This window comes from Moraxella pluranimalium, assembly GCF_002014825.1.
Taxonomy (GTDB): domain Bacteria; phylum Pseudomonadota; class Gammaproteobacteria; order Pseudomonadales; family Moraxellaceae; genus Moraxella; species Moraxella pluranimalium.
Genome location: NZ_MUYU01000012.1, coordinates 156,776 through 175,980, shown reverse-complemented (window position 1 = coordinate 175,980; position 19,205 = coordinate 156,776). Strand labels below are relative to the sequence as shown.

Annotated in this window: 17 protein-coding genes; 10 read left to right on the top strand and 7 right to left on the bottom strand. The window is 47.7% G+C overall.

Going from position 1 to position 19,205, the window contains the following annotated elements; all coding sequences use genetic code 11:
- Positions 1-28 precede the first annotated feature (28 nt).
- The 7 genes from cysD (at position 29) to B0680_RS05685 (ending at position 10,427) form a co-directional block, all read left to right on the top strand.
- On the top strand, positions 29-955 hold the full coding sequence (gene cysD / locus B0680_RS05715) for a sulfate adenylyltransferase subunit CysD (protein WP_078254131.1): 927 nt from the start codon (positions 29-31) through the stop codon (positions 953-955).
- A 146-nt stretch (positions 956-1,101) separates the two neighbouring features.
- A complete protein-coding gene (locus B0680_RS05710) occupies positions 1,102-2,412 on the top strand; it encodes a sulfate adenylyltransferase subunit 1 (RefSeq protein ID WP_078254130.1) in 1,311 nt (436 codons plus the stop codon).
- Positions 2,413-2,619: 207 nt separating this feature from the next.
- Positions 2,620-3,168, top strand: a complete 549-nt coding sequence (locus B0680_RS05705; protein ID WP_078254129.1) for an outer membrane beta-barrel protein — start codon at positions 2,620-2,622, stop codon at positions 3,166-3,168.
- Between the two features lie 108 nt (positions 3,169-3,276).
- Positions 3,277-5,373 (top strand): ATP-dependent DNA helicase RecG, encoded by a 2,097-nt coding sequence (gene recG, locus B0680_RS05700; RefSeq protein ID WP_078254128.1) that lies wholly within the window; start codon positions 3,277-3,279, stop codon positions 5,371-5,373.
- Positions 5,374-5,403: 30 nt separating this feature from the next.
- Positions 5,404-6,069: a Crp/Fnr family transcriptional regulator gene (locus B0680_RS05695; protein WP_078254127.1), complete on the top strand. Its 666-nt coding sequence runs from the start codon at positions 5,404-5,406 to the stop codon at positions 6,067-6,069.
- 89 nt (positions 6,070-6,158) lie between these two features.
- A complete protein-coding gene (locus tag B0680_RS05690; RefSeq protein ID WP_078254126.1) occupies positions 6,159-7,367 on the top strand; it encodes an efflux RND transporter periplasmic adaptor subunit in 1,209 nt (402 codons plus the stop codon).
- 3 nt (positions 7,368-7,370) lie between these two features.
- Positions 7,371-10,427, top strand: coding sequence for an efflux RND transporter permease subunit (locus B0680_RS05685; protein ID WP_078254125.1), 3,057 nt, complete (start codon positions 7,371-7,373; stop codon positions 10,425-10,427).
- A gap of 79 nt (positions 10,428-10,506) precedes the next feature.
- Here B0680_RS05685 and B0680_RS05680 read toward each other — a convergent pair whose 3' ends face one another.
- From B0680_RS05680 to B0680_RS05670, 3 genes are all read right to left on the bottom strand, one after another.
- On the bottom strand, positions 10,507-10,761 hold the full coding sequence (locus B0680_RS05680) for a BrnA antitoxin family protein (protein WP_078254124.1): 255 nt from the start codon (positions 10,759-10,761) through the stop codon (positions 10,507-10,509).
- Positions 10,718-11,005 (bottom strand): BrnT family toxin, encoded by a 288-nt coding sequence (locus B0680_RS05675; protein ID WP_078254123.1) that lies wholly within the window; start codon positions 11,003-11,005, stop codon positions 10,718-10,720. The genes B0680_RS05680 and B0680_RS05675 overlap by 44 nt, the downstream gene beginning before the upstream one ends.
- A gap of 113 nt (positions 11,006-11,118) precedes the next feature.
- Complete coding sequence (locus tag B0680_RS05670; RefSeq protein ID WP_078254122.1) at positions 11,119-12,048, bottom strand: WG repeat-containing protein; 930 nt, start codon at positions 12,046-12,048, stop codon at positions 11,119-11,121.
- Between the two features lie 226 nt (positions 12,049-12,274).
- Here B0680_RS05670 and B0680_RS05665 point away from each other — a divergent pair, with 226 nt between their 5' ends.
- The 3 genes from B0680_RS05665 to B0680_RS05655 all read left to right on the top strand — a co-directional run bounded on the left by B0680_RS05665 (position 12,275) and on the right by B0680_RS05655 (position 14,589).
- On the top strand, positions 12,275-12,598 hold the full coding sequence (locus B0680_RS05665; RefSeq protein ID WP_078254121.1) for an ArsR/SmtB family transcription factor: 324 nt from the start codon (positions 12,275-12,277) through the stop codon (positions 12,596-12,598).
- Positions 12,599-12,665: 67 nt separating this feature from the next.
- Entirely contained in the window at positions 12,666-13,877 is a 1,212-nt protein-coding gene (locus tag B0680_RS05660; protein WP_078254120.1) for an NADH:flavin oxidoreductase/NADH oxidase family protein, read from the top strand.
- A 154-nt stretch (positions 13,878-14,031) separates the two neighbouring features.
- On the top strand, positions 14,032-14,589 hold the full coding sequence (locus B0680_RS05655) for a DUF924 family protein (protein ID WP_143821362.1): 558 nt from the start codon (positions 14,032-14,034) through the stop codon (positions 14,587-14,589).
- 4 nt (positions 14,590-14,593) lie between these two features.
- Here the strand turns inward: B0680_RS05655 and coaE are convergent, their stop codons facing one another.
- Genes coaE through pilB form a run of 4 tightly spaced genes read right to left on the bottom strand, consistent with a single transcriptional unit; the run spans position 14,594 to position 19,035 of the window.
- Positions 14,594-15,238, bottom strand: a complete 645-nt coding sequence (coaE, locus tag B0680_RS05650; RefSeq protein WP_078254119.1) for a dephospho-CoA kinase — start codon at positions 15,236-15,238, stop codon at positions 14,594-14,596.
- A gap of 25 nt (positions 15,239-15,263) precedes the next feature.
- The gene (locus B0680_RS05645; protein WP_158078305.1) at positions 15,264-16,124 is read right to left on the bottom strand and encodes a prepilin peptidase; all 861 of its coding nucleotides are present in this window, start codon (positions 16,122-16,124) and stop codon (positions 15,264-15,266) included.
- A gap of 8 nt (positions 16,125-16,132) precedes the next feature.
- Positions 16,133-17,368: a type II secretion system F family protein gene (locus B0680_RS05640; protein ID WP_078254117.1), complete on the bottom strand. Its 1,236-nt coding sequence runs from the start codon at positions 17,366-17,368 to the stop codon at positions 16,133-16,135.
- Complete coding sequence (gene pilB / locus B0680_RS05635) at positions 17,365-19,035, bottom strand: type IV-A pilus assembly ATPase PilB (RefSeq protein WP_078254116.1); 1,671 nt, start codon at positions 19,033-19,035, stop codon at positions 17,365-17,367. The genes B0680_RS05640 and pilB overlap by 4 nt, the downstream gene beginning before the upstream one ends.
- Positions 19,036-19,205: the final 170 nt, after the last annotated feature.

Here is a 19,205-nt window from a genome sequence, read left to right as displayed (position 1 = left end):
TAAGATTCAATAAAATTAGGTAATGATTATGTCAGAACAAACAACCCTGCAAAATAAACACCTTGACTGGCTTGAAGCGGAGTCAATTTATATCATTCGAGAAGTGATTGCCGAATGCAGCAATCCTGCTTTGCTATTTTCGGGCGGTAAAGATTCGGTCGTTTTGCTGGCTTTGGCACGCAAAGCCTTTGCTATTGAAGGGCGAGACATTGAACTACCTTTTCCATTAGTCCATATTGATACAGGGCATAACTATCCAGAAGTTATCCAATTTCGTGATGAACAAGTGAAAAAATTAAATGCTCGCTTAGTGGTGGGTCATGTTGAAGATTCGATTGCTAAAGGCACGGTGGTTTTGCGTAAAGAAACCGATTCACGCAATGGAGCTCAAGCCGTTACCCTACTTGAAACCATTGCTGAACATAAATTTGATGCTTTGATGGGCGGTGCAAGACGAGATGAAGAAAAAGCCCGTGCCAAAGAGCGTATTTTCTCTTTCCGTGATGAGTTTGGACAATGGGACCCGAAAGCCCAACGCCCAGAATTATGGTCATTGTACAATGCCAAGCATCATAAAGGCGAAAATATGCGAGTTTTCCCAATTTCAAACTGGACAGAATTAGACATCTGGCAATATATCGCACGCGAAAACTTAGAATTACCATCAATTTACTATGCACATGAACGAGAAGTTGTGGCAAAAAATGGCTTGCTTGTGCCTGTTACTCCATTAACACCAAAAGCACCTGATGATGTCAGCGAAATTCGCTCGGTGCGTTTCCGTACCGTTGGCGATATTTCATGCACTTGTCCTGTGGCAAGTACTGCAAAGAGTGCAGAAGAAATTATTGCCGAAACTGCTGTGGTTGAAATCTCTGAGCGTAGTGCTACTCGCCTTGATGACCAAGTGAGTGAAGCGGCGATGGAAGAGCGTAAAAAACAAGGCTATTTTTAATTGCCTGCCAAATGACTTCTGCTACGTCGTTAAACTCGCTCGTAGTACTACTTGTACAACTTCGCTCATTTGCCTAGTAGCAAAAGCCATTTGTGTGGCAATTGCATCAAACAACGCATTGAAAAATTGAAAAAAAGGATAACAAGATGTCAAATTTAAACCAATATGCCCCATTACGCTTTATTACTGCAGGTAGTGTGGACGATGGCAAAAGCACGCTGATTGGACGTTTATTATACGATAGCAAGGCATTATTAACTGACCAACTCAATAACCTTGCGAAAACCAAAAATCAATCTGAAGTGATTGACTTCTCTGTTTTAACTGATGGCTTAGAAGCCGAACGAGAACAAGGTATTACCATTGATGTGGCGTATCGCTACTTTTCAACGGCAAAACGCAAATTTATCATTGCCGATACCCCAGGGCATGAACAATATACCCGTAACATGGTAACAGGGGCATCGACTGCTCATGCGGCGGTGGTATTACTTGACGCATCACAAATTGATTTTAATCAAGAACCTGTACAATTATTGCCACAAACTAAACGCCATTCTGCCATTTTAAAACATTTACGTTGCCCACACGTTTTAGTGGCGGTCAATAAAATGGATTTACTAGGCTTTAGTGAAGATAAATTTAATGCCATTGTCCGTGCTTATGAAACTTTAGCAGAACAATTAGGCTTAAATGATGTACGATTTATCCCAATTTCAGCCTTAAATGGTGATAATATTGTACATAAAAGCGACAATACGCCGTGGTATCAAGGCGGTGCATTGCTTGGCATTTTAGAAGATTTACCGACAGGCGAATTTGTCCAAGAAGACAAAGCGAATTTCCATTTCCCTGTACAATTTGTTCTGCGAGCAGATGGCGATAAACAAGATGATTTCCGTGGTTATCAAGGGCGTATTGAAGCAGGTCAAGTGGCCGTTGGCGATGAAATTCGTGTTGAGCCATCAGGTCATGTGAGCCGCGTAAGCGAAATTATCAGTCCAAATGGGATTGTACAATCTGCCAGCAGTGGTGAACAAGTTACGATTCGCCTTAGCGACGACATCGACATTTCTCGTGGTGATACGCTGATTTCAAGCCATTCAAAGCGTATGCCAACCAAAGAAATTAAAGCGACTTTATGCTGGTTTGATAGCCGTGCATTAAACCCTGCTCGTAAATATTTATTAAAACATACCACGCAAACCGTGTTTGCTAAAGTTGATAGCATTGACCATGTTTGGGACGTACACACCTTAAGTAACTTTACTGATAAAGACACCTTAAATATGAATGATTTAGGTGAAGTCACCTTACGCCTACAAAAGCCAATCTTGGCGACACCCTATGCCGAAAATACAGCCACAGGGTCATTTATTTTGATTGATGAAGCAACCTACCATACGGTTGCAGGCGGTATGATTTTAGAAAATGATAGCGAAGATGATGATTGGTAATCGGTGATTCCGCTGTAAATGTAATAAACCGCTGTCCATGTCAATGAAGACAAGGGTGGCGGTTTATTTATTTGATAGGGAAAATCAGTCAGCAGAATGTCTGCTTTTTATACAAATGTAACAAAAAATTACAAAACTGTGTGAAATATTGTGTTACATTTAACTTACCCAATCGAGAGATTGTTTTTTAACCTTAAGGAGAAAGTTATGAAACTATTTACTAAAGCTGCTCTAGTGCTAGCGACTTCAGCTGCATTTGCGGTTTCTGCACAAGCTGCAAACTTCGGTGCGCTAAGCACTGGCAATGCTTATGTGGGTGCTAAAGTTGGTCAAATTATGCCTGATAGCTCTTATGAGAATGTTGATAATTTGACAGCATATGGCGTATATGGCGGTTATAACTTTGATCAAAATCTTGGCATTGAAGCCGATTTTATGGCTACTGAAACCAAAAAAGATGCTAATAACGTTATTGAGTACAACGTCAAAACCGTTGGTGTATATGGTACGTATCGTTACAATTTTGAAACTGTGCCTGTATATGCAAAAGCAAAATTAGGTATGAACTATCATAATACCAAAGTAGAAATGATTGTTCCGGGTTATAGTTATGAAGAAACTGATTCTAGCACTAAGGTTGCGGGCGGTGTGGCACTAGGCTATAAGCCACTTCAGAATCTAGGTTTGGAATTGGCTTATGACCGTATTGCGTCAGATGCAAATCTTGTAACACTAGGTGCGCACTTCGCATTCTAATAAAGCAGTATGCCAAAAAAAGCTCAAGGGGCAACCTTTGGGCTTTTTGCTTTTTTGGGTGAATTATTTTAAAATTCTCTCATCATCCGATTCATACTAGGTATCATCATGAACGCATCTGCCATGACCATTCATCTGCCTGTCACTGCCCTTGCAGGGGTGGGATCAGCCTTGGCAAATCGCTTGGCAGAGCTTGGGATTTATCGCATTTTTGATATGCTGATGCACTTGCCACGAGATTATGAAGATCGTAGCCGTGTCGTGCCGATTGGTGAGCTCGAGCATGGCATGAGTGCATTGGTATCGGGGACAATCACTTGGGTCGAAAAAAACAAAACCGGTCTGTCAGTGACGCTCGAAGATCATACAGGGCTTGTGGTGCTTCGATTTTTTAAGACTTATGCAAGTCTGTTATCCACGATGGAAGTGGGGGCGAAACTCACTGCCTTTGGCGAAGTGAAAATCAGTCGCTTTGGTACGCAGATATCACATCCTGAATATCACATCACAGGTACCAAGTCCTTTGAAACAGGGCTATTGCCCATTTATCCTGCGGTCAAAGGACTGCATCAGAACAAACTACGCCAACTGGTGCGACTATCGCTACAGGCAGTGAGCCGTGAAGGCATCAGCTGTCTGTCGGATGATGAACTACGCTCGGTGGGGGTGGGGCTGTCGGGGGATTTGTTACCTGCGCTATACCAAATCCATCTGCCCGAGCAGAATGCGGATATTTTTAGCCAAACGGCGCTCTTAAACGCACTCAAAGACCGCTCACACCCTGCGTGTCGGCGTATCATCATCGAAGAGCTCGTGGCACATCAGCTAAGTTTCTTGTTTCGGCGTAATAATGTCTATCATCACAAAGCGCCCCGTTGTCAGAGCCACAGTCCATTAGCAGATCAGCTTATGCAGAGTTTGCCGTTTGCGCTCACAGGAGCTCAGCAGCGAGTGATTGGCGAAGCAGTAGCAGACATGGCGACATCACAGCCGATGCTAAGGCTTATCCAAGGTGATGTCGGTGCGGGCAAGACTTTGGTGGCGGCGATGACGGCGTGCTATGCGCTTGATAGCGGTTGGCAGGTGGCGGTGATGGCGCCGACGGAGATTTTGGCCGAACAGCATTTGATGAATTTTAAAAAATGGTTTGAGCCACTGGGTATTGGTGTCGGTTGGCTTGCCGGTAAGCAAACCGCCAAAGAGCGAGCGGTCGCCCTTGAACAAGTGGCAAATAACGATGTGCAAGTGGTGGTGGGGACGCACGCACTGTTTTCAGATACGGTCGCCTTTGCCAAGCTTGGGCTGGTGATCATTGACGAACAGCATCGCTTTGGGGTGGAGCAGCGGCTCAAGCTCACCAATAAAGGCGTCGCAGGTGGCACGCCGCATCAGCTGACCATGACAGCGACACCGATTCCTAGAACGCTTGCCATGAGTATGTATGGTGATATGGATGTGTCGGTGATTGACGAGCTGCCGCCCAATCGCACGCCGATTACCACCGTGACCATCAACCGTGATCGCCGTGATGAAGTCATCGAGCGTATCCGTGAAAACTGCAAACAAGGCAAGCAAGCCTACTGGGTCTGCCCACTGGTCGAAGAGTCAAGCGTACTTGATGCGCAATCGGCAGAGCTGTTGTATCAGGATTTGACCGATAGGCTAGATATCCGCACGGGGCTTGTGCATGGCAAGATGAAGCCTGTGGATAAGCAAGCGGTGATGATGGCGTTTAAACAGGGTGACATCGATCTGCTTGTCGCGACGACAGTCATCGAAGTGGGCGTGGATGTGCCAAATGCGTCATTGATGGTGATCGAAAATGCCGAACGGCTCGGCTTATCACAGCTACATCAGCTGCGTGGGCGTGTCGGTCGTGGCAGTGCCAAAAGTTTCTGCGTGCTACTGTACCAAGCGCCATTATCACCGACAGGGATCGAAAGGCTCAATGTCCTGCGTGATAGCACCGATGGCTTTGTCATCGCCCAAAAGGATCTCGAGCTGCGTGGGGCAGGCGAGCTACTGGGCAAGCGACAAACAGGCGATATGGGCTACTATCTGGCGGACATCGTGCGTGATGAAGCCTTGTTAGAAGCGGCAGGCACTATCGCCCATCAGCTGATTGCCGCCCCTGATGCCATCCCAAAAGCCATCAGTATTATGAATACTTGGATACCCACTGCCAAAGATTATGTGGGTGTGTAGGCTAAGTGATTGAATAATAAGGAAAAAACTGTGCAGATTTCCGTCCGTGACAGACCCAAATTGACCGTCTCGCCTGATGAAGTGTGGCGGATGAATGCCGTTGAAATCAAGGCACTGATTAAGGCGCATTTGGGTGAGTGTATGCCGTCACTGGGTGATGATGAGTTGGATGTTATCACCGCACCGATGACGGTGGTACGCCTACCTGCCAAGCATTGCTGGTGTCAGGCAGGACAGAGCATGGATAAGATGGCGTTTATTGTGTCGGGACTATGCAAGATGAGCTATCAGACGGCGGATGGCGATGAGATTAATGTGCAATTTATGGCAGAGCAAGACGGCGTGGGCGATTATATGGCAGTGATTGAAAATCTGCCGAGCAAATACAACATTTATACCATCGAGCCGACCATTTTGATGGCGGTGGACAAGGCGCATTTTGAGCAGTGTTTGGCAGATTTTCCCGAATTTTTCCGCTATGTGCATGAGCATACCTTGCGATTGTTGTTCCGCTTTATTGAGCGTACCGAGAGTTTCTTAATCAGCGACAGCACCGCGCGCTATGTCAATTTTATTAACGATAACCCCGAGCTTGCCAAACGCTTATCCGTCCAAGACCTAAGCTCATATCTGGGCATGACCCGCCAAAGCGTGACTCGTATCCGCAAAAAACTGGGTCAAGCTGACAATTTGTAGCAAAATGGTAAAAATGTGTCAGTCATTGCTTATCAAAATACCGTATAATGAAGTATTTTTAGTATTTTTTGGCGAATTTGACACAGCTTATGACGACTTCTTATAAAAACTCGCAATCGCAAAAATCCAAGTTTGCATGGTGGCAACTTGTGGCAGCCGTTGTTTTGGTGGCTGTCGGTGTATTCATCGGTAAAAGCGGGCTGATTGGCACGACGCCGACAGCACAGACCGAAGCAACCAAGTCCGATACCCCAGAGATTGCCGAACCAAAAGCAGTGATGGCGGTCGAAGCTGTCACGCCGACACTGCACACCATCGAGCAGACACTGTCTGCCAATGGCTTGGTGGCGGCGACCGAGACTGCCGAAGTCAGTGGACAGCTGACAGGCGTGACTGTTGAGCGTGTGCTCGTCGATGTCGGCGATGTGGTCAAGGCAGGTCAAGTGCTTGCCGTGCTAGACACTAAGACACTCTCTGAACAAACCGCCCAAGCCCAAGCGGATTTGGCGGTGGCCGAAGCCAGTTATGAAAAGGCGCAAACAGACCTAAATCGCACCGAGCCACTGCTTGCCATCGATGCGGTTTCTCGCCAAGAAGTCGATGGCTATCGCACAGCGCTCAAGCAGGCACAGGCGAATATCACCGCTGCCAAAGCACGGCTTAATACCGCCAAAAATAACGAAGCCAATGCCAAAGTAACTGCCCCAGTATCAGGCGTCATCAGTGCCAAGAGCGCCCAAGTCGGCGTGCTGGTGACAGGCGCATCACTGTTTAGCATCATCAAAGATGGCGCAGTCGAATGGCAAGCGACACTCTCAAGTAGCGACGCTGGCTCGGTGCGTGTCGGTCAGCCTGCCCAAGTGACATTCAATAACCAGCTACTTACAGGTACAGTCACCAAGCTATCCCCGACAGCGAACAGTAGCCGTGAGATGATTGCTCATGTCAAGCTGTCCAATGGCGCAGGCGTCAAAGCAGGGATGTATCTGTCAGGGCAGTTTATCCTAACTAGCCAAAGTCTGCCAACCGTACCGTTGTCCGCCATCCTAAATAATGATGGCATGGACTATGTATGGGTATTGACAAAAACGGATACAGAGCTGTACAAGGTGGTACGCACCCAAGTCACCATTCAAGGTCAAAAAGATGAGCTGGTGGCGGTGGATGTGCCAACCGACCAGCTGATTGTCGCCAAAAGTGCTAGCTTCTTGAATGATGGTGATTTGGTCACTGTTGCCAGTGTCAATGCACAGGGTGCGACCGACCCAGCCAATCAGTCAGCAGTTATCAAGGAATAAGCCATGAATTTTTCAGCCTATTCCATCAAAAATCCGTTGGTGGCGATTTTATTTTTTAGCTTATTGAGCTTGCTTGGGGTGTTTGGCTTTTATCAGATGAAAGTCCAGCAGTTTCCTGATATCGACTTTCCGGGTGTGGTGACGACCATCACCCTAGCAGGGGCGACGCCCGACCAGCTTGAGAGTGATATCGCCAAAAAAGTTGAGAATAAAATCACCAATATCGAAGGTGTCAAAACCATCCGCACCACGCTACAAACGGGGGCGGTGACGGTTTTTACCGAGTTTGTACTCGAAAAAGATGTCGATGAAGCGCTCGATGATGTACGCTCGGCAGTGAGTGAAGTGCAGGGCGATTTGCCCGCCGCTGCCAATGCGCCGATTGTCTCAAAGGTCTCTACCGCAGGCTTTCCTGTGGTGACTTATTCGGTGTCTGCGGACAATATGAGTGATACGCAGTTGTCATGGTTTGTCGATGATGCCTTGACCAAAAGACTCTCGGACATCGCAGGCGTGGGCAGTATCAGCCGTATCGGTGGTGTCGAGCGACAAATCATGGTGCAGCCCAAGCCGGATATCTTGGCAAGCCTAAGTATGCCCATCACCACCTTGTCACAGCAGTTATACGCCAAATGGCAAGACGGCTCGGGCGGTGAAGCCAAAATCGGTGGCAATACCCAGACAGTGCGTGTGCTTGGCATGGGTCAGCAGGTGCGTGAGCTCAATGATATCCAAATCACCACACCGCATGGCACAGCGGTCAAGCTGGGTAGCCTTGCAAGTATCCAAGATACGCACGCTGACATCACATCGCTTGCCAAGCTAGATGGCAAATCGGTCGTCGCCTTTAATATCACTCGCTCAAAAGGCGCAGGCGAAGTGGCGGTGGTCAAGGCAGTCGATGAAGAAATCGCCAAATTGCACAGCGAAATGGACGGCATCAAAATTGACAAAATCGTCGATTATGCCGCACCCATCGAAGAAAACTACCACGCCACCATGCGAATGCTCATCGAAGGTGGTATCTTGGCGGTGATTGTGGTCTTTGTGTTTTTGCGTGATTGGCGCGCGACATTGGTGGCGGCTGCGGCATTGCCATTGTCCATCGTGCCTGCGTTTTTTGCGATGTATTGGTTTGGCTTTAGCCTAAATATGATTTCGCTACTGGCGCTGACCTTAGTGGTGGGCGTGCTCGTTGATGATGCCATCGTTGAGATTGAGAACATTGTCCGACATCTGAATATGGGTAAGACGCCCATGCAGGCAGCGATGGAAGCGGCGGATGAGATTGGGCTTGCGGTGATTGCCACGACATTTACGTTGATTGCGGTGTTTTTGCCGACGGCGTTTATGAGTGGGATTGTGGGGCAGTTTTTCCGTCAATTTGGCTGGACGGCGGTGATTGCGATTTTTATGTCGCTACTGGTGGCGCGCCTTGTGACACCGATGATGGCGGCGTATATTCTTAAGCCGACCAAGCATCATGACAAGCCGCCTAGCCGTGCGATGATGGCTTATTTGTCTGTGGTCAAATGGACACTAAGTCATCGATTGATGACGATGCTGATGGCGCTTGGGTTTTTTGTGGCGTCGCTTGGCTTGGCAGGGCTACTACCGACTGCATTTATCCCGCCTGATGAGATGAACCAAACCAAAGTCTCTATCGAGCTCACCCCTGATGCGACCATCGATGATACCTTGCGTATCAGTCAGATGGCACTTGAAAAGGTACAGGCGATTGATGGCGTGAGCGAAGTGCTGTTAAGCGTTGGCGAAGGTCAAAGCACAGGCGACCCAAGTAGTATGCGTGGTGGTTCGGTCAATGTGGCAAGTCTTGAAGTCAAACTCGTCAATCGTACCGAGCGTGCAAGCAAAACTGACATCGAAAATCAAATTAACCAAGTCCTAAAATCCGTGCCGTCGGCTCGCTTTAATGTCGGTATCGAAGGTGGCGGTCAAGAAGCTGGTTATAGTTTCTCGGTCAAAAGTAGCGACAAAAGACTATTGGATGACACAGTCAAAGCCATCATGAATGATGTACGAGCCTTGCCAAGTGTCGCCAATGTCATCAGCAACAAATCACTGCCCAAACCTGAATTGGCAGTGATACCCAATGAGCTTGCGATGGCGGATAAAGGGGTGACGACAGCGGATTTGGCGGCGACCTTGCGTGTGGCGACGGTGGGGGATTATGACCAAGCCTTGCCTAAGCTCAATCTGGATACTCGCCAAGTGCCGATTTTGATTCGCTTATCAGATACGGACAAAAAGAACCTAAGCGACTTACAAAACCTATATGTCCCAAGCTCAAAAGGACAGATGGTACAAGTCAAAGAAGTGGCGACGCTACGCTTTGGCACGGGTGAATCAAGCGTCAGCCGTCTTAATCGTGAACGAGCGATTAAGATTACCGTATTCCCAAATGGCGGTGAAGTCGGTGAGCTGATGACAGCGGTCAAAGCCACCCAGACCCTAAGCCGTCTGCCTGCAGGCGTGTCGGTGATGGATGAAGGTCAAGCCGAAAACATGGCAGAGCTGTTCTCAGGCTTTGTGATGGCGATGGGCGTGGGGGTGTTTTGTATCTTTGCGGTGCTGATGCTGTTGTTCCACCGAGTGTTGCAGCCGTTCACCATCTTGATGGCGCTACCGCTGTCGATTGGTGGGGCGTTTGTGGGTTTGCTTGCTACAGGCAGTAGTATGTCGATGCCTGCGATGATTGGCTTTATTTTGCTCATGGGTATTGCCACCAAAAACTCGATTTTGCTCGTTGATTATGCCATCATCGCCCAAGACCAAGACGGGCTATCTCGCTTTGATGCGCTGATTGATGCGTGTCGCAAGCGTGCTCAGCCGATTATCATGACGACCATCGCGATGGGCGCAGGGATGTTGCCATTAATCATCGGCTTTGGCGGTGTGGATTCGACCTTTAGTCGTCCGATGGCGGCAGCGGTGCTTGGCGGTCTGATTACATCGACTTTTTTGAGCCTTGTGGTGATTCCTGTGGTCTATACCTTGATGGATGATTTGGGAAGGGTGTTTAAAAGAAAGGCCGCTTAATCATGTCCGCTGATTAATACACCAAACCCCAAAAGTTGTTCGGCTTTTGGGGTTTGGCTATTTGATGGTCTGTCTTTTTTTAGTGTGTGGCGATATATTCACGCAGTGCTAGATTTAGGCGTGTCTGCCAGCCTTTGCCACCTGCTTTGAAATACTCAATCACATCTGCATCTAGGCGAATGGTGGTGGCTTGTTTGGGATTATCAAGGCGTGGCCTGCCTTGGCGAACCAAAGTATTGCCATGATACACATCCGCTCGTTCAAAAAACGCATCATCAAGCTCTGGTGCATCATCGATGGATAGCGGCGGTAAATTTCTTAATTTCTCGGTCATTGGCCCTCCTCATTGAAATAATACGGCGGTGTGTCGGTGCATCGATGGGGCGATAAGTCCAAACACAAACCACCAATCTGCCTTGTAAATAACCCATGCTGATATAACGCATCTCACCATAATCTGTACGGTCATCAACGGCGGTCAGATGTATGCCATCGAATAGTTGGGTGGCGTGGGCAAAGTCCAAACCACGCTCATCTAAGGTGCGCTGTCGTTTGTTTTCGTCGTATTCAATTAACACGGCAATAATCCATAGAGTTTGATTTATTGTAATAACAAAAAGTCAGGCTGTCAAGCAAAGCTGTTCAGCTTTTGGGGTTTGGTTCATCATGATTTTGACAAGTCAATGGTAAATCAGTACACTCGCTGACCTTGTTTGTTGATATAAAACCATTCATTCCCTTGGGTAACTTCCGACAAATTTTTCCTAAAGCTATGAACAGTATCATATATCAAAGGAATAACTATATTGCCTGATTTATCAATAAATCCCCATTTTCCATCTTTTTTAACTTTTGCCAAGCCTTCATGAAAAATCCAAGCATTGTCATATTGCAAGGGGATAACCACCTTGCCAGTTTTATCAATAAATCCCCATTTATTATCTTTTTTAACTATTGCCAAGCCTTCATGAAAACTATAAGTCCAATCATATTGCAAGGGGATAACTATGTTGCCCACCTGATTAACAAACCCCCATTTATCATCTTTTCTAGCTCCTGCCAAGCCTTCATTAAAGTCGTAAACACCATCATATTGCAGTGCAATAACGACAGTACCCGTGTTATCGATAAACCCAGATTTACCATCTTTTTTAATCCTTGCTAAGCCCTCATGAAAGCTATTGGCATAATCATATTGCAATGCAACAACTACCTTACCTGTTTTATCTACAAAACCATGTTTGCCATCTTTTTCAACACTCGCTAGCCCTTCGCTAAAGCTATCGACAATATCATATTGCAAGGGAATAGCCACGGCACCTGTTTTATCAACAAATCCCCATTTGCCACCTTTTTTAACTCTTGCTAAGCCTTCATTAAAGCTATCAATCCAATCGTATTGCAAAGGGATAACTGCCTTACCTGTTTTGTCGATAAACCCATATTTACGGTCTTTTTTGACCGCTGCCAAGCCTTCAGACAGACAGCCAACATAATCATATCCTGCTACTTGGGGTATTTCACATTTCCATGTATCTGCCCATGCAGTTTGGGTAAACAAAACAGTACTTGCCAAAGCAATTAGGGTGAGCTTTCGTAAAGTTTGTGGTAGGTGGCTCATGATGATTTCCTTAAGTTTGGTTATTCAAATTGGCTGAATGACATGGTAATCATAATTAGCTTGGACTGGACTGTCAATAGATGGATGATTGAAACACTATCCAAGTCGCCATAAGATAACAGGATGGTTAAAAGCGCAAAAAACACTTGCAAACCCAATCATCTTACGCTATGATATGTCCATATTTTTAAACCTATAAACTTGAACCGAATATGAAAGGTGAACCATGCCACAGCAAACGATGGCGCTGATGAAAGACTGTATTCCGATTTTTACCGTATTATCGGACGAAAATCGCCACAAAATCCTACAGCTACTGCTCGAAAACGGCGCAATGAATGTCAGCGACATCACCGAGCGACTGCATCTGTCTCGCCCTGCGGTGTCGCATCATCTCAAGATTATGTTACAAGCGGGTACGGTGAGTGTCGAGCAGGTCGGCAAAGAGCGGTTTTATAGCATTGCTATGCATGATGCGACCGAAAAACTAGGGCAATTGGCACAGCTGATGACATATCATTGTCCGTCAAATCAACATTCATCCGATTAGTATTTTTTTATCCAACAAGTTTATATTTTTAAACTTATCAACTCAATTTTATTATCAGGTATTTTTTATGTTATTTCAATCATTCACTTTCCCAAATGGCAAAACTGCCAAAAACCGTTTCTTTAAATCGGCGATGGAAGAGCAGCTTGCCAAACACGACCAGCCCACTCAAGCGCTTGTCCGCCTGTATGATACATGGGCAAAAGGTGGCATCGGCATCTCTGTGACGGGCAATGTCATGGTGTCAGAAACTGGCAAAGGCTCAATCAATGATGTCGTGCTGTCGGACGAGCGTAGCATGGATATGCTAAAGGCGTGGGCAAAGGCAGGCACGCAAAATGACACCTTGCTCATTATGCAAATCAATCATGCAGGTAAGCAATCGCCAAAAGCCGTCAATAAAACGCCTGTTGCGCCAAGTGCGGTTGCTTTAAAAGGTATGGACGGTTTTATAAATCCGCCACGAGCATTGGCAGAAAATGAAATTGAAACGTTGATTCAGCAATTTATTGGGGCGGCAAAAATCGCAGAACAAGCAGGGTTTAGCGGTGTACAAATTCATGGGGCTCATGGCTATTTGGTGAGTCAATTTTTATCACCCCATCACAATCAGCGTTCCGATAAATGGGGCGGCAGCCTTGAGAATCGTATGCGGTTTTTGGTGGAAATTTATCAAGGGATTCGTGCAGTAGTGCGACCTGAATTTTTGGTCGGTCTAAAGCTGAACTCTGCCGATTTCCAAAAAGGCGGTTTTGATGAAAGCGACAGCATTCAAGTCGTGCAAAAAATGTCGGAATTAGGCATTGATTTTATTGAAATTTCAGGCGGAAATTATGAAAGCCCTGCGATGATGTCCAGCAAAGCTAGCACCCAAAAACGTGAGGCCTTTTTTATTGATTATGCCGAAAAAGCAAGAAAGGTGAGTCAAGTACCACTCATCATTACAGGCGGTTTCCGCTCTGAATCTGCAATGAATGATGCGTTAAATAGTGGGCATTTGGATTTTATTGGTATTGCTCGTCCGCTTGCTATCATGCCTGATTTACCAAACCAAATCAAAAACGGCACTTATCAAACCATCACCACCGAACGCATCAAAACAGGCGTCAAAGCTGTGGATAGCAAACTCGGCGCGGTGCTTGAGATGGACTGGTATATGAACCAAATGGCACTCATCGGACAAGGTAAACAGCCGAATCCTAAACTTTCGCCGTGGAAAGTGCTTGCTAAAACCATCATTGCCAATGGTAAAGCGGGACTAAGTACAGGGCGGTCTTAAGCTTAAGAAACTGCCATCGCCATATCCATTTGGGTATGGCTTTTTAGCTTGTTTATAAATGCTGTTTTAAATTCGACAAAAGTTTTTTTCTACTGACAATGCAGACAACCATGCTACAATGGCAACCATTAAAACAACTTTGGAATCAATGACAATGACACGACAAACAGACAGCACCGCACAGGCGGTTTTGGATTTTTGGTTTGATGATGAGACGAAGCCGTTTTGGTTTGCCAAATCTGATGAGTTTGACGGCTTGATACGGGCGAAGTTTGGCGAAGTGCTCGTGCAGGCGAGTCGTGGCGAGCTTGAGCATTGGCAAGACACAGCAGACGGTGCGGTGGCGCTGATTATCGTACTTGACCAGTTCTCCCGCAATGTCTATCGAGATACGCCATCTGCCTTTGCCCAAGATGAAATGGCACTGACGATTGCCCAAAATCTTGTGGTGTCATCAGCCTTTGAGACGCTAGATGCCGCCAAACAGCACTTTGCCCTGATGCCGTATATGCATTCAGAGTCAAGGGCGGTGCATGAGCAGGCGGCAGTATTGTTTGAGCGATATACGGGTGCTGAGATTGTGGAGATTGAACATCAACACAAGGCAATCATTGATAGATTTGGTCGCTATCCGCACCGCAATGCCATCTTGGGGCGAGTCTCTACGGCAGCAGAATTGGCGTTTTTGACCGAGCCAAATTCATCGTTTTAGCAGTCTAGGCAGACTTTGCCATCGCTAGATAATGCTCATGAAGTGGGGCGAGCTTAGCGTGCAATTCATCGAGCGTGCCTGTATTATCCACCACATCCGCACCGAGAGCGTTGGCGAGGCTTAGGCGTTCATCACGGCTGATTTGCTTATCGATGATGGCTTGGATTTGTGCTTGGGCATTGGCATCACGACGGCTTGCGCGCTCGAGCTGTACGGCAACAGGCACATCGACGATGAGCAGGTGCGTGCATAGCGACAGCAGATTTGGTGTCTTGTGGCGACCTTCGAGCAGTAGCGGTACAGATAGGATGGTATAGGGGCTTTGGCTGCGACTGATGGCGTGCGTGATTTCATCAAAAATCAGCGGATGAATGATGGCGTTTAATGTGGCAAGCTCATTGGGTTTATCAAAAATATAAGCACGCATGGCAGCACGGTCATAGTTGCCATCAGTATCGACGACCCAATCGCCAAATTTTGCTTTTAGTACATCGAGCACAGGACTGCCTTTGGCGGTAAGCCGGTGGGCGATGACATCAGCATCAATCACATCAATGCCAAGCGCAGCAAAATAATCACTGACGGCGGTCTTGCCACTGCCGATACCGCCTGTCAGCCCAATGATGGTACGCTCTGTGTCTGTTGTCATGCTTTATCCTTTTTTTGTAAGTGCTTTATAATAAGCCCAAATACCATGCCAAAATCGCTTGACCAAATAATAACCCAATCACCCCACCCACCGCAAGATACGGGCCAAAGGCAAAGGCGACATTTTTGCCATCTGCACGCTGTTGGCACAGCCCTGCAATCACGCCAAGCCCTGCACCCATCAGTAGCACCAATGGCAATGTCCACACGCCAAGCCACGCACCGATAGCAGCAAGTAGCTTGGCATCACCGAGCCCCATGCCGTCATGCCCACGCAGGATACGATAGATGGCATTGACCGCCCATAGACTAACAAAGCCTGCAATCGCCCCATAAATCGCATCCGTCGGCGTACAAAACACCTGCCAAGTATTGGCAAATAGCCCAATCATGCCAAGCGGTAGCACCAAGCGGTCGGGCAGTAGCTGTGTTTGATAATCAATCATTGATAACGCAATCAAAAAATATACAAAAATCAGCCCAAGCACCCCATGAATATCCATACCAAGCACAGTAATGGTCAAGATGGATAAGATAGCCGTCACAAGCTCGATGGCAGGGTATTGCCAAGCGATGCGATGATGGCAATGCCGACAGCGACCACGACACAGCAGATAGCTGAGCACGGGCAGATTATCATACCAAGCAATCGTGGTGCGGCAGTGCGGACAGTGCGAGCGGGGCAAAGCAAGATTTAGCGGTGGCTGACTTGGTGTCAAGGCATGATGCACCTGCACTTTGGTGGCGGTGTCAAGTTCGCTTGCTTGGATAAAGTCATCCGTTTCAAGTTGCCATTCACGCATCATCATCAGTGGCATACGGTGTATCACGACGGTCAAAAAACTACCCACGCACAGCCCGATGACACCGACCAAAACATAAATCATCACATCCATCACAGTGTCGCTCCCAGATTGAACATCGGCAGGTACATGGCAAGCACAAGTCCGCCAATCATCAGCCCAAGCACCACAATCATCACAGGCTCAATCATCCCTGTCAGTGCATCGACTTTGGCATCGACCTGCTGTTCGTGATAGTCAGCGACTTTATCAAGCATCTCAACGAGCCTGCCCGACTCTTCGCCCACGCCTATCATCTGTAGACTCATCGGCGAAAATAGCCCCACATGGCTGATGGCGGTGTATAAGCTACCACCTGCACGGACTTTGGCGATGACATCATCGGTCGCTTGGATAAATAGTGGATGGTTGGTGGCTTTGGCGGATAGGGCAAGCGCATCATTGAGAGCTACACCTGCGCCAAAGGTCGTCGCTAGCGTACGGGCAAAGCGAGCACTGGCAGATAGACGGATGAGCGAGCCAAAGATAGGCAGCCTAAGGCTGAGTGTCGCAAGCTGTTTTTGGGTGCTTGGCGAAGTCTTGTACCGCCACACCATGATGGCGATGATGGCAAGGATACCGCCAAGCATAAGCCAAAAATACGCCACCAAAAATTCAGATAAGCCAAGTACTATCTGCGTCGGCAAGGGCAGTTCTGCCCCCATGCTGGCAAAGCTACTCGCAAAGCTTGGCACGACTTTAATCAGCAAAATCGCCATCACCGCCACAGCCACGACAAGCACGGTCAAAGGATAATGCAGGGCTTTGTTGATACGGCTTTTTAGCCACAGTTGTTTTTCGCTATGGCTTGCCACACGCTCAAGCATGACATCAAGCGAGCCTGATTGCTCACCGGCATGGATGAGTGCTTGGGTGAGCGCGCCAAAGATGGGCGGCTGTTTGGTGAGTGCTTGGGCAAAGCTATGACCGGTTTCGATGTCGGCTTTGAGCTTATCTAGATGGGCTTTGAGCCGTACATTGGTTGTGGTGGTGCTTGCAATGGCGAGCGCTTGGGTGAGCACGATACCTGCGCCGATGAGCGTGGATAAGGTACGCAGTGTCAGCACGATGTCGGTGGCGGCGATGGGTTTTTGCAAATGAAACATCGCCTTAGGTGCAGGCTTGATGCGGATATTGGTCAAGCCTTGCTTATATAGTAGCACTTTGGCAAGGGCGATGCTTTGGGCATCAATCTCGCCTTTGACAGCTTTGCCACGAGCATCAGTTGCATGATAACAAAAACGCTGTGCCGTGCTGTTTGGTGATTTGGCAGGCGAAATTGGCTTCATTGGCTGGTTACTCGGTGCATTTCGCTAAGGTCAGTCAGCCCTGCGATGACTTTGGCAATCCCTGCTTGGCGTAGGCTTGGGTTGCCTGCTTGGGCATTGGCATCATCGATGGCGCTACTGTCTGCTTGTTCTAGGATAAGCTTGCGGATGGTTGGGCTAATCGGCATCATCTCAAAAATCCCCACACGCCCCCGATAGCCATCACGACAGCGATGACAGCCGACAGGCTCATACAGTACGGTGGTGTTGGCGATGTCGCTATCGCCAAAGCCTGCTTCGATGAGTGCGGATGTCGGCATGGTAATCGGTCGCTTGCAGTCATCACACAGTCGGCGAGCGAGCCTTTGGGCGATGATGAGCGAGATACCGCTAGCTAGATGAAAGCTTGGCACGCCCATGCTGTGCAGGCGTGTGATAGTCGCTGATGATGAATTAGTGTGCAGGGTGGATAGCACTAGATGCCCTGTTTGAGCCGATTTGACGGCGATTTCGGCGGTGGCGCTATCACGGATTTCGCCAATCATGATGACATCAGGGTCTTGGCGCAAAAACGCAGCAAGCACATCAGCAAAATCAAAGCCCGCCTTAGGGTTGATATTCACCTGATTAATGCCATCAAGGTTAATCTCCACAGGGTCTTCGGCGGTGAGAATATTATTATCGCCACGATTGAGCAGCCCAAGCGCCGTATAGAGCGAGATAGTTTTGCCACTGCCTGTCGGGCCTGTGATGAGTATCATACCTTGGGGCTTGGCAAGTGCATCTACAAAATGCTGTTTTTGTTTATCAGTCATCCCAAGTGCATCAAGTCCGATGAGCGTCTGTGCGCTATCGAGCATCCGCAGGACGATTTTTTCGCCAAATAAGGTCGGTAGCGTGCTGACACGAAAATCCACCGATTGATGGTCAGACAAGCGAAATTTGATACGCCCGTCTTGGGGCTTGCGTCGCTCGGCGATGTCGAGCTTTGCCATCACCTTGAGCCGTGTGGCGATTTTATTGGCGTGGCTTTTTGGTGGGGTATTGGCAAGGCTCATCACGCCATCGATACGATAGCGGATGCGATAGCTGTGTTCATAGGGCTCAAAATGAATGTCCGATGCTCCAAGTCGCACCGCATCGATGAGTAGTTTATTGACAAATCGCACCATCGGCTCATCAAGTACGCCATCATCAGTGCTATCGATGCCATCTGTGCTGTGCTCATCGATACCAAGCTCACCAAATGACGCATCAGCGCCGATGGCAAGCTTATCCAGCCACCGTGACAGCTTATCTTCTTCGACCAGCACTGCGGTGATGTGTAGATGGGTGTGAAAGCGAATGGCATTGATGGCGTCTGTGTCGGTCGGGTCGCTCATGCCAAGCTGTAGCATCGTGCCGTCTTTGGCAAGCGGTAGCACTCGGTAGCGAGCCATCAGCTTATCATCAATGATGTCGGTCAAGGGTGCATGGGGCAATTTATCCACATCATACACCGCCATCGACAGTAGCTGACCAATCGCCATCGCCAAAGTCTTGGCATCCAAAAGTCGTGCGCCAATCAGCCTTGCCGTCCAAGGTGTATGTGTCATCACAGCATCATCGATGGTCTCGGCAAGTACAGCTTTATCGATACCAAGCGTGGCTAGATGGTCAATGAGTCGCTGATGAAAAGGGCTAAGCATACAAATCTGCCAAATAATTATGAAAAAATCTTGGCACAAATAGTAGCGATTTTTACAAAAAATGCAAAATTTTTTATGTAAATGCCACAAAATATTTTTGGCTTGCCCCAAAATTGGGTTATAATATCGTGTTCACAATGAGAAAAAGGCGAGTTTGCCAAGCTTATTGT

Bases quoted from the DNA above. Each gene is read 5' to 3' on its own strand.
- B0680_RS05660 (WP_078254120.1), top strand. From the start codon at position 12,666: ATGTTATTTCAATCATTCACTTTCCCAAATGGCAAAACTGCCAAAAAC.
- pilB (WP_078254116.1), bottom strand. From the start codon at position 19,035: ATGCTTAGCCCTTTTCATCAGCGACTCATTGACCATCTAGCCACGCTT.
- B0680_RS05655 (WP_143821362.1), top strand. From the start codon at position 14,032: ATGACACGACAAACAGACAGCACCGCACAGGCGGTTTTGGATTTTTGG.
- B0680_RS05685 (WP_078254125.1), top strand. From the start codon at position 7,371: ATGAATTTTTCAGCCTATTCCATCAAAAATCCGTTGGTGGCGATTTTA.
- B0680_RS05645 (WP_158078305.1), bottom strand. From the start codon at position 16,124: ATGATTTATGTTTTGGTCGGTGTCATCGGGCTGTGCGTGGGTAGTTTT.
- recG (WP_078254128.1), top strand. From the start codon at position 3,277: ATGAACGCATCTGCCATGACCATTCATCTGCCTGTCACTGCCCTTGCA.
- B0680_RS05680 (WP_078254124.1), bottom strand. From the start codon at position 10,761: ATGACCGAGAAATTAAGAAATTTACCGCCGCTATCCATCGATGATGCA.
- B0680_RS05705 (WP_078254129.1), top strand. From the start codon at position 2,620: ATGAAACTATTTACTAAAGCTGCTCTAGTGCTAGCGACTTCAGCTGCA.
- cysD (WP_078254131.1), top strand. From the start codon at position 29: ATGTCAGAACAAACAACCCTGCAAAATAAACACCTTGACTGGCTTGAA.
- B0680_RS05690 (WP_078254126.1), top strand. From the start codon at position 6,159: ATGACGACTTCTTATAAAAACTCGCAATCGCAAAAATCCAAGTTTGCA.
- B0680_RS05710 (WP_078254130.1), top strand. From the start codon at position 1,102: ATGTCAAATTTAAACCAATATGCCCCATTACGCTTTATTACTGCAGGT.
- B0680_RS05640 (WP_078254117.1), bottom strand. From the start codon at position 17,368: ATGAAGCCAATTTCGCCTGCCAAATCACCAAACAGCACGGCACAGCGT.
- B0680_RS05670 (WP_078254122.1), bottom strand. From the start codon at position 12,048: ATGAGCCACCTACCACAAACTTTACGAAAGCTCACCCTAATTGCTTTG.
- B0680_RS05665 (WP_078254121.1), top strand. From the start codon at position 12,275: ATGCCACAGCAAACGATGGCGCTGATGAAAGACTGTATTCCGATTTTT.
- coaE (WP_078254119.1), bottom strand. From the start codon at position 15,238: ATGACAACAGACACAGAGCGTACCATCATTGGGCTGACAGGCGGTATC.